Source organism: Pedobacter mendelii (genome assembly GCF_014635725.1).
Lineage (GTDB): Bacteria > Bacteroidota > Bacteroidia > Sphingobacteriales > Sphingobacteriaceae > Pedobacter > Pedobacter mendelii.
In genome coordinates this window covers 1-8,102 of sequence record NZ_BMDJ01000021.1, presented here as the reverse complement: position 1 = coordinate 8,102, position 8,102 = coordinate 1, and the positions used below count along the sequence as shown (strand labels likewise).

Here is an 8,102-nt window from a genome sequence, read left to right as displayed (position 1 = left end):
AGCCGATGAAGGTCGTATTAAACGGTGGGGTTTAATTATCCTGCCGTTTTTTTGCGCACTCTTGTTGCCGTTTTTGGTGTATTCTTAATTGCCGATTTTTGTGCAGATTAACTTACTGATTACAATCTGCAAATTTGTAGTATGAATTTACAAGGAAAACTAAAGAAAATCACTAAACTTTTATTGATCACATCAATCATTTCTGTACCTGTTATGGCGCAAAATAAAAAACAGACTACAATGGAGAAAAGAATTATTAATCCTTGGGAATGGCAAGATAAGCGCCGTTATGTACAAGCTGTTGAAGTTAAAAGTGTCGAAAGCACGCTTTATGTTTCAGGCCAGACAGCAATAAGTGACGAGGGACTATCAAGTAAGGAGAATATGAAATCCCAATTAATCCATGCACTGAAAAATTTGGAAAAAGTTATCGGTCAGGCTGGATTCGAAAATAAAAATATTGTTCGCTTAAATATTTACACAACTTCATCAACAGAGCTTTTTGATTGCTTTGATATCTTTCAGGATTGGATAACTAAGAATGGCGTTAAGCAGGCCACTACTTTGTTTGAAGTCAAAAGCCTTTTTGAAACATTAAAAGTAGAATTAGAAGCTACAGTTGTAAAATAATCAGCGTCTTCAATTAATAAAGTGTATTGCCTATATCTACAGTTATCAATAGCTGACTGTTAATCAGAGGGTCGCTGGTTTGTGCCCAGCAGAGGGAGCTCATAATAAGTTAGTTAGCCCCACTCCGTCCTAGTGGGGCTTTTTATTGGCACACGATTTGCAAAAATTATTTTTTTTAGGATTTATCCAACTTAGGGCATTAAATACTTAAGATTTGTGATTCGAGGAATTTAAAATTAGTATTAATCCATAAATTACTTGAATTAGTGATTTGCACAACATTTGCACAGAATGGTCAGCAAAAGCGAGGCCTGTTTTAAATCTCATTTACTGAAACGAGTCGTTTGCCTAACCACGTCACAGGTTGCAAGACAAATAGACCAGCGGAGGTGAAAACAACTCATCGATAAATTAAAATCCATTTTCTGTAAATGGGGAAGGATAGGATTCGGTTATCTGAAAGCTGTAAAAGCATTTTAGGGAATTATTTGACAAATTGCCGATAGTAATTAGTTACGAAATTTATTAGCGAAACTAAACGACGAAGTCATGACGAATAAAGGGTGTAATTTATCACATCCTACGCTAAGTTTCTGCTTGACTAATAATTTATATATATATTAGCAAATAGTGACTCTCTAATGTGTACATACAATTAGATATGGGATTAGTTGGAAACGGAACCAGTTCAAATTTTGGCCTAAAAAACTATCATCCTAAGTTGTCAACCTTGTTGACGACAGATGCGAAATGAATTCATAGCGATAAGCAACAGGCTAAAAAAAATATAATGGAAGAATTTATCGCGTTTATAAAAAAGATGATTTGGATAGATGGACCTGATCTGGAACTGGTCATTTCCAAGTGCCGACAAAGGAAGATTTCCAAAGGGAAACTGATCCTGCGACAGGGACAGATAGCCGATCAATATTTTTTCATCGTTTCCGGTGGAGTGCGTTTTTTTTACGATTGGAATGATCAGGAAAATACAACATGGGTAACTTTTAAAAATGAATTTTTTACCGAGATCTCCAGCTTAAACCCACAAAAACCCTCCAGGTTTAACATCGAAGCTATAGAAGATACGAAACTGATTGTGATTGATAAAAGAGATATGGATTTTCTCTATGGACACATCAGCGCTTGGGAAGAGTTTGGTCGTAAAATATGGGAGGAAATGTCGGTAAGGATGATAGATCAGATCTTGAACTTTCAGACACTTTCAGCCGAACAACGATACCTTGAATTTGTTAATAATCCGGATTTTCTGCTGAAAATACCGGTTAAACAGCTGGCCGCAATCCTTGGTATCACACCGAATGCATTGAGCAGGATCAGGAAAAATATCCGTTAAAACTTATTTTCTACCAATTGGTAGTTCTGTGTATACCCCACCGCTTTATCTTTGAATTATATAAACTATAAAAATAACTCACATGGATAATAAAATCATTTTACCTCCAAAAACCGATGATGAACTAATCAAAAGTTTCCCCGGATTTACTAATAATTTCGCAGTCGTAGACGGAATAAAGCTCCATTACGTAGAGGGCGGAAGCGGTAAACCGCTGATCTGTTTGCCGGGCTGGCCGCAAACCTGGTATTCCTATCATCCAATTGCCACTCAGTTAGCTAAAGCGTACCGAGTAATCATCATAGATATCAGAGGAATGGGCAGTTCTGCAAAACCTGATTCAGGCTACGATAAGAAAACAATGGCTGAGGATATCTTAAAGTTGATACAATATATTGAAATAGACAAGGTGAATATCATGGGTCACGATATTGGTGGCATGGTAGCCATGAGTTTTGCCTTTAATTATCCTCAGTTTACGGAAAAACTAATTGTTGCAGATGGTTCACATCCCAGTGAGGGTATGATGCAGATGTCTTTAATACCCGCAGATGGAACCTTTAATGAAAAAATGGACAGCAATATGCCTTATGCATGGTGGATGGCATTCAATCAGGTAAAGAACCTGCCTGAAAAAATACTGGAAGGAAGATTTCAATACCTCTTAGACTGGCTTTTTAATTATGTTATGATTGACGAAAGTAAAATGACAGAGCTTGAAAGACGGATTTATGCCTCGGCATATAACGATGCGGAAAGCATCAGGGCTTCCAATGCTTGGTATCAAAGTTTTGGTCAGGATATCGAAGATTCAAAATCATATCAGCCGCTTTTGATGCCTGTTTTAGGGATCGGTAGTTATGTGAGCTACAATTACATGAAAATGGGATTACCATATGTGGCTAAAGACCTTAATGTAATTGGCATTATGGATAGCGGGCATTACATGTTTGAAGAACAGCCAGAACAGGTTTTGGAAGCAGTTTTTGGCTTTTTAGGAACCTAGCAACTTAAAACATTACAAGCATTTAAATATGGAAAAAACGATTTTAGTTGCCGGGGCTACTGGCAACCTGGGAAAAAGAATCTGCGGTGAATTGTTAAAAAGAAGTGCAGAGGTAAGGGCGATTGTTCGGGTCAATACTGATGACGAAAAAATAGAAGCCTTGAAAAAAATGGGAGTGAATGTTATCGAAATAGATTTAAAAAGCATAGAGAAAATAGCAGATGCCTGTCAGGATGTCGACTGTGTGGTTTCGGCCCTTGCGGGTCTTGGCGATGTTATAGTAGATTTGCAGAAAACGGTTTTGGATGGTGCCATAAAAGCTCAGGTATCGAGATTTATACCTTCTGATTTTTGTACAGACTACAATGCTTTAGTACCAGGTGAAAACAGAAACTTTGATTTGAGAAGACAGTTTAGGGCTTACCTGGATAGTACATCTATAAAGGCATGTTCTATTTTTAACGGGGCTTTCGCCGACATACTTAAATACAATACGCCTGTTTTAAATTTGAAAGACAGAAGTATCAGTTACTGGGGAGATAAGGAGGAATGGAAGCTGGATTTTACTACCATGGATAATACCGCTGCCTTTACCGCCGAGGCCGCTATGGACGGCAATGCACCCAGAAATCTGCAGATTGCAAGTTTTCAGATCAGTCCAAAGATGATCTGGGATGATGTTAGGGAGGCTACCGGGCATGAATTTAGGATGCAAAAGCTGTCAAGTCTTGAAGATTTTGCGCAGTCCATAAAAAAACAGCGGGCTGATAATCCGGCAGGAGAGGCCGAGCTCTATGCAAAATGGCAACAGGCCCAATACATGTATTCGATGTTTTCAACACAGCATCATAGACTAGATAATCTCCGTTACGATAACATTTCCTGGACAACAGAATTTGAGTACATAAATTCTTTTTTAAAATAAAAAGATAATTGATATCCAGCCTTGTAGTACTTAATTCTATGCAAGTATTGTTATTGGATTATATCAGAAAGAAACAGCCTAGCTACTAAAATTATTTACAACTACATAGCTTTTTATTGCATGAAAACCTTTTATAATATTTAACAAGCTTTAAGTAATACAAACTTAGTACAATCAATATAAACTAACCACAATAGCTATACCATATCTTAAATGAATATCACATTTACATTATTCAATTTTCCAATTGTTTTTTGTCCCAATTGTGTAAATGTTCTATAAACGGAATTAATTCTCGACCTGTGTCACTTAATGAATATTCCACTTTTGGAGACACTTGATGAATTTTCTTAGGGAATTTGGAATAGACGAATTTATTGATTACACTAAAATAAATGCAGAGGAAGTTGCCCAGGAAATCGACCTGGTTATTGATTGTGTTGGCGGGCAGACCACCGGCCGATTTTTACGTATGCTTATACGAGGCGGTTCCTTATTTCCAATCTTTCCATTGGGGTTTTCTGGATCCGAAGAAACTGATAAATTGGGTGTTAGAGTTTCCTCAACTCAGGTTCGATCGAGCGGGGCACAGCTTTCGGAGATTGCAAGCTTACTTGATTCCGGAACACTAAGAGTTGTTATTGACAGTACTTTTCCACTTTCAGATGCACGCATGGCGCACGATAGAGCGGAACACGGTTCTATCCAGGGTAAAGTTGTGCTAACAGTAGATCAGAGCTAATGATCAGGTTTCTATTCATTGACTGCTGCGTATCATAATGGCTTGGTTAATGATGCATTAAGATTATCAGGACTCGATCCGAGGATTAGCCTAGTATTAAATTAAATTTACCAACAAAGCTTTGCTTAAATATTTAGCTTAAAACTTCAAAACGATGAATAGCAGTGAATTAAATGACCGTATACTCTTAAAAGAGCTTGTCGATAACGTATCAATCCTTGCAGACAGAAAAGACTTTGTTAACCAGGTTAAACTCTTTACTCTAAATGCAGTATCAAAAACTTATGCCGGCGGCAAATCAGTATTAAAGCTGCAGGGCAGAGAAGAGATGATAGCGGCGGTTGATAGTTTTTTTAAAAATTACGAAACTATTTATCATTTTAATGGACAGCAAGTATTAACCATAAATGGAAATACAGCTAACGGAACCTCTTATTGTATGGTAACCTTAATCGCTATGGAGCAAGGTGAAAAAATGAAAACTACTATCGGAGCAGTATATCATGATAGTTTTGTTTGGGAAAATAGCAGCTAGCTTATTGATAGTAGACTAGGAAATTTTAACTGGCAAGAAAAAACGCTCTTTAGTCAGTTAGTTTAGGGTAGTTAATCTAGGTGCTTAAATTTGCTGTAAGATAAAATTTAAAGATACTATCCTTAATTAAAAAAATAATTTATAACATAAAAAATCCCGTGCTATTTAAAATGCACGGGACTTTTTATGGGATATTCAACTGTTAGCAAATGAATGTGTAAAGCATATTCAAATGTATTATTTAACCACCGTAGCTTCCAGTTCGACTGATAGCGTTTCAAACAAACTGTTCACCTCGAATAAAGTCGTAGCCTGCTTAATGCCATTTTTTTCTATCCATTCCTGAAAAAGATCAAAGCAAGCAAAAAACTCAGCGGACGAGGTTGTGTATATATTTAAACGAACAATATTTTTGCTTTCGTAACCTGCATCACTAATTACCTTTTCCAAATTTTGTATCGTTTGAACCAACTGACTTTTCATGTCTCCCGAGCTAGGTTCTCCTTCTGCATTTATTGCCGTTTGTCCAGAAATATATAATGTACCTTCAGCTTGTTTCACTTCAACCGCTTGAACATAGCTGCGTTGATCCTGCCATTGCCAGGGATTAATAATTCTTTTTTCCATTGTTTTAATTTTTGTACCATACAAACATACCTGAGTTAAATCTAAATATGTGTGAGGTATGTCACTAATAAAAATTATTAATATTAGGGATAAAGTTTGCTCAAGGTCTCTCTAGAAACACCCAGATGGGCAGCAAGTTGTACTTTGGATAGTCTTTGAAATAATGATGGATACATTCTGAATAGTTGTTCATAACGGTCCTTTGCTTTACTGGTGAGCAAAGATAAAATGCGTTGTTGGGAACCTATAAATCCCAAATTAGATTTCTTTAGAAAAAAGTGTTCCATTTTCTGCATATTATTACAAAGCTGATAGTAGTTAACAAGTGTTAAACAAAGTACACTAGTATTTTCTAGGCATTGCAGGGAAAGGGTAGCTTTGATATTGTTAAAATAAGCGGGAAAATCACTTTCCCACCAATCCTCCATCGCAAAGGATACAATGTGTTCTTTACCTGCATCATCAATGTAGAAAACTACGTATATTTGTACATAAATTTTGAAACATATGTGTATGAATATCAAATCGTTAAAAAACTCAGATTCAATGGATATAATTGACATTATATTGCCTATTCAACAACTTGAATTTAACGTGCCGCTTACCATTTCAGATCAACCAGATTTGCTGGACATAGAAAATTTCTATATGCTTAAGGGAGGAAATTTTTGGGGTGCAAGTATACAGGAAAAGCTCTGTGGAACCATAGCCCTTCTGCGCTTTAACAAAGAATCAGGCGCGATAAGAAAAATGTTTGTTAAAAAGGAATTTCGCGGGAAGGAGTATGGTATAGCTGTAGCATTATTAAATGAATTAATTAATTATTGCATAGCTAACGGTATCAAGAATCTTTATTTAGGCACTGTAGATATCCTTAAAGCTGCTATCCGGTTCTATGAGAAAAAAGGATTTAAACAGCTTGATAAAAATGATTTACCCAATGATTTCCCATTTATGTCTTCTGATAATGTATTCTATCATTTAGCATTGTAAGATGGATATTATTAATTCTTCAGGTGTACTGGCGCTTTCGACTCGGTTGCAAAGACTTTCTGAACAGTTACGAAAGGACGGTATGCTTTATTATCAATCTCAGGGTATTAGATTTAAGCCTCAATGGTTTTCTGTAATATTTATACTTTCCCAACGTCCATTACTTGGCGTTATTGAACTGGCCACAGAAATTGGATACACTCATCCCTCGACAATCAGCTTGCTCAATGAACTTGAAAAGGAGAAAATCATCCGCTCAAAAAAAGATAAAACAGATCAACGAAAGCGTCTTTTAGAGCTTACTAAAAAAGGTGTCGAACTTGTGGCTAGCCTTGGACCAATCTGGAAGGTCATGCAGCGTGCTTTAGATGATATTTCATCAAATGAAGATAATTTAATAAAGGCAATATGCCAAGCAGAGGACGCTTTGAAACAGCAAAGTTTTTTGCAACGTATGCTGGCATTAGCACTGAAATAATACACGATGTTTACAGTGTTTAGCAATAGATTTGACGGTTATTCCAAAAGTGGTCACCTGTTTTTGAAAAATGGCTACAACTTTCGCTTCAAAGTATGCACCCCGTTTCACCTTAAAGCGCCCACTAAACTAATTTTAGGGTGTTTAAGGCTATTGGTTTTTTTGGCGCGTTGGATCGGGTAGGTGTTCAGATGTAAAATCCTGGTCACTATAAGTACTTCCCGATAACTCATTAATCATAGAGCATGAAATAATTTACATTCAAAAAAAACACATTACAAACATTTGAATAAGTAATGGTAATAATAAGTTTTTTTCATTGGTTTTAATTTTATCGAAAGAACCAAATAGAAATTATATATTTTAATTAAAGTGGCGAATATTCAGAACTATATGGCGAAGATTATACCACAGATACCTTGAAGTACAATTTCAGAAACATACTTTCATAATGGTTTATACCGGGCAATCCAATCTACTTGAAGGGAAGAATCCTACTGCGATGTTGGCATGGTCAAATCCGAAATGGACATAGCTATCGGGAATCGAAAGAACGCCGCTGGTGACCACATTTAATAATATTAACATACAAGGAAAGTTCCATATAATAAGGTATGTTTTCCTACTAATCCCTCGGTAAGTTTGGCTGCTGCCATTAAGCCCAAATTACTAGATTAGTTCTAAGGGTGCATATACCAATAAATTTGACCCCCTTTCGCCAATTTTAAATTGACCCCCAGAGTTGTTGCTTGAAAAAAGCAGAAGTTGTTGTGCAAAAAGGCTTTTTAGAATCGATCTTTTAAGTCCTGTTT

11 protein-coding genes are annotated in these 8,102 nt (G+C 36.4%); 8 read left to right on the top strand and 3 right to left on the bottom strand.

Translation table 11 applies throughout. The features are described from left to right. Positions 1-141 precede the first annotated feature (141 nt). From IEV50_RS19440 to IEV50_RS19425, 4 genes are all read left to right on the top strand, one after another. On the top strand, positions 142-630 hold the full coding sequence (locus tag IEV50_RS19440; RefSeq protein ID WP_229746818.1) for a RidA family protein: 489 nt from the start codon (positions 142-144) through the stop codon (positions 628-630). Positions 631-1,420: 790 nt separating this feature from the next. After that, a complete protein-coding gene (locus tag IEV50_RS19435; RefSeq protein ID WP_188417575.1) occupies positions 1,421-1,984 on the top strand; it encodes a Crp/Fnr family transcriptional regulator in 564 nt (187 codons plus the stop codon). 82 nt (positions 1,985-2,066) lie between these two features. After that, positions 2,067-2,990, top strand: a complete 924-nt coding sequence (locus IEV50_RS19430; RefSeq protein ID WP_188417573.1) for an alpha/beta fold hydrolase — start codon at positions 2,067-2,069, stop codon at positions 2,988-2,990. 28 nt (positions 2,991-3,018) lie between these two features. Beyond that, positions 3,019-3,915, top strand: a complete 897-nt coding sequence (locus IEV50_RS19425) for an NmrA family NAD(P)-binding protein (protein ID WP_188417571.1) — start codon at positions 3,019-3,021, stop codon at positions 3,913-3,915. 235 nt (positions 3,916-4,150) lie between these two features. Here the strand turns inward: IEV50_RS19425 and IEV50_RS19420 are convergent, their stop codons facing one another. Beyond that, the gene (locus IEV50_RS19420) at positions 4,151-4,240 is read right to left on the bottom strand and encodes a winged helix-turn-helix transcriptional regulator (RefSeq protein ID WP_229746817.1); all 90 of its coding nucleotides are present in this window, start codon (positions 4,238-4,240) and stop codon (positions 4,151-4,153) included. Between the two features lie 15 nt (positions 4,241-4,255). Between IEV50_RS19420 and IEV50_RS19415 the strand changes: the two genes are divergently transcribed. After that, positions 4,256-4,657, top strand: coding sequence for a zinc-binding dehydrogenase (locus IEV50_RS19415; RefSeq protein WP_188417569.1), 402 nt, complete (start codon positions 4,256-4,258; stop codon positions 4,655-4,657). 154 nt (positions 4,658-4,811) lie between these two features. After that, positions 4,812-5,192, top strand: a complete 381-nt coding sequence (locus IEV50_RS19410; RefSeq protein WP_188417567.1) for a nuclear transport factor 2 family protein — start codon at positions 4,812-4,814, stop codon at positions 5,190-5,192. A 237-nt stretch (positions 5,193-5,429) separates the two neighbouring features. Here IEV50_RS19410 and IEV50_RS19405 read toward each other — a convergent pair whose 3' ends face one another. Beyond that, positions 5,430-5,819 (bottom strand): RidA family protein, encoded by a 390-nt coding sequence (locus IEV50_RS19405; RefSeq protein ID WP_188417565.1) that lies wholly within the window; start codon positions 5,817-5,819, stop codon positions 5,430-5,432. Between the two features lie 83 nt (positions 5,820-5,902). Beyond that, positions 5,903-6,343, bottom strand: coding sequence for a Crp/Fnr family transcriptional regulator (locus IEV50_RS19400; RefSeq protein WP_229746816.1), 441 nt, complete (start codon positions 6,341-6,343; stop codon positions 5,903-5,905). A gap of 22 nt (positions 6,344-6,365) precedes the next feature. Between IEV50_RS19400 and IEV50_RS19395 the strand changes: the two genes are divergently transcribed. After that, positions 6,366-6,812, top strand: a complete 447-nt coding sequence (locus IEV50_RS19395; RefSeq protein ID WP_229746815.1) for a GNAT family N-acetyltransferase — start codon at positions 6,366-6,368, stop codon at positions 6,810-6,812. A 1-nt stretch (position 6,813) separates the two neighbouring features. Beyond that, complete coding sequence (locus IEV50_RS19390; protein ID WP_188417559.1) at positions 6,814-7,290, top strand: MarR family winged helix-turn-helix transcriptional regulator; 477 nt, start codon at positions 6,814-6,816, stop codon at positions 7,288-7,290. The last annotated feature ends 812 nt before the right edge of the window (positions 7,291-8,102 follow it).

Bases quoted from the DNA above. Each gene is read 5' to 3' on its own strand.
- IEV50_RS19440 (WP_229746818.1), top strand. From the start codon at position 142: ATGAATTTACAAGGAAAACTAAAGAAAATCACTAAACTTTTATTGATC.
- IEV50_RS19435 (WP_188417575.1), top strand. From the start codon at position 1,421: ATGGAAGAATTTATCGCGTTTATAAAAAAGATGATTTGGATAGATGGA.
- IEV50_RS19430 (WP_188417573.1), top strand. From the start codon at position 2,067: ATGGATAATAAAATCATTTTACCTCCAAAAACCGATGATGAACTAATC.
- IEV50_RS19425 (WP_188417571.1), top strand. From the start codon at position 3,019: ATGGAAAAAACGATTTTAGTTGCCGGGGCTACTGGCAACCTGGGAAAA.
- IEV50_RS19415 (WP_188417569.1), top strand. From the start codon at position 4,256: ATGAATTTTCTTAGGGAATTTGGAATAGACGAATTTATTGATTACACT.
- IEV50_RS19410 (WP_188417567.1), top strand. From the start codon at position 4,812: ATGAATAGCAGTGAATTAAATGACCGTATACTCTTAAAAGAGCTTGTC.
- IEV50_RS19405 (WP_188417565.1), bottom strand. From the start codon at position 5,819: ATGGAAAAAAGAATTATTAATCCCTGGCAATGGCAGGATCAACGCAGC.
- IEV50_RS19395 (WP_229746815.1), top strand. From the start codon at position 6,366: ATGGATATAATTGACATTATATTGCCTATTCAACAACTTGAATTTAAC.
- IEV50_RS19390 (WP_188417559.1), top strand. From the start codon at position 6,814: ATGGATATTATTAATTCTTCAGGTGTACTGGCGCTTTCGACTCGGTTG.